General features: G+C 58.9%; 1 protein-coding gene and 2 pseudogenes. All 3 read right to left on the minus strand.

Going from position 1 to position 1,427, the window contains the following annotated elements; all coding sequences use genetic code 11:
• Positions 1–180: 180 nt before the first annotated feature.
• Positions 181–363, minus strand: a pseudogene (locus tag OC184_RS20675) (IS66 family transposase); the annotation flags it as partial.
• Between the two features lie 30 nt (positions 364–393).
• Positions 394–725 (minus strand): annotated as a pseudogene (locus OC184_RS20680) (transposase domain-containing protein); the annotation flags it as partial.
• 40 nt (positions 726–765) lie between these two features.
• Positions 766–1,427 (minus strand): IS3 family transposase (locus tag OC184_RS20140; RefSeq protein WP_265508949.1); only part of this gene is annotated, 662 nt, incomplete at its 5' end.

The following is a 1,427-nucleotide window of genomic DNA, read 5'->3' on the forward strand; positions in this document are numbered from 1 at the left end:
GAGAGATGGACCTCGTCGCGCAGGCCGAAGCGGCCTACGCAGCCATGGTCGAGGCATGGAAAGACAGGCCGCCAAAACTGAAAAAGAGCTGAGAAAATGGCTGTTCAACAACATCCGTGTCAAGCAGATACGCCCATCGTCGAGGAACAGCGTGAAAGCGGCCCAACGATCCTTCTTGAACATGTAGCTGTTCGCCTTGGCGACGGGATTGTACTTCGACATCGTGCCTTGTTCAGCGCGCATCCAGTCGTGCAGATCCTCTACCAGCAGACGGACCAGCCGTTGCCGGGCCTCCAGTCGCAATGCGGTATCCATGCCATTGCTCTGACGCTCGACGTCGAAGATGGCATCGGTCTTCTTCACCGCTTCCAGAGCGACGTGCGATATGTCGTGCAGAGGCTTCTTCTTGCAATGGTCGGGGAAGGGCTTGCGAGCCGGGCGGCGATGCTTGAACCCCGCAACGATTGTGGTCTCGGCCACCTGTCGGCGACAATCTCGTCTTCGGCGGCCGAAACCTCGAGCTCCTCGAGTTGCAATTCCATCTGGTCGATCAGGCGAGAGCGGCGTTCTGAGTTGTGACTATGCTGCTCGCGCCGAAGCTTGGCGATCTCGAGCCGGAGATGCGTGATCATCGCTTCCAAGGTCGAGACCACCGCACGAGCTTGTGCGAGATCGGCCTCGGCAGCCGCAGCGCGCCTTTCGGCAGCGGCGAGCGCGGCGCGCATTCTGGACCTGTCGCGTATTCGTGCCGCTCCAGATGCTCGTTTAGGCCATTTGGCGTTCGAAGGCCAAGGGGCTTTTGCTTCCCAACGCTGAGCGCCGACGGCGCGGGTTATAGAAGCCGTTGATGTATTGGAAGATGGCTGTTTCAGCCTGCCTGCGGGTTCCCCAAGTGCGCCGCCAGATCAGTCCGACCTTGATGGTCTTGAAGAAGGTTTCGACGGCAAAGTTATCATAGCAATTGCCCTTGCCGCTCATCGACGCCTTCATGCCCTGGTCGCGCAGGACCCTCTGGTAGTCGTGAGAACAGTATTGGCTGCCGCGATCGCTGTGGAAGATGCAGCCCCGCGGCGGTGACCGCAGAGCGATTGCCCTCTTCAGTGTCCGGATTGCAAGATCGCGTTTCATGCGGTTGCTGACGGCCCAACCGATCACACGGCGGGAATGCAGGTCCAGGATCACCGCCAGATACAGCCATCCTTCGCGGTTCCGGATGTAGCTGATATCGCCCGCCCATTTCCGGTTGAGCCCATCTGCCGTGACGTCACGGTCTAGCAGGTTCGGCGCGATATTGAACGTTTGGTCGGAGAGTGTCAGATTTTCTGTGTATGAGTGATCTGGTCCATGCTTCTTCGACAGGAAGCATGCATGACGATCTCCAAGGAACTGCTGGACGAATTGCTGAAGGGCGTAGAGCGCCCTGAGGA

It is taken from the genome of Paracoccus rhizosphaerae (assembly GCF_026162645.1).
GTDB classification, from domain to species: Bacteria; Pseudomonadota; Alphaproteobacteria; order Rhodobacterales; family Rhodobacteraceae; genus Paracoccus; species Paracoccus rhizosphaerae.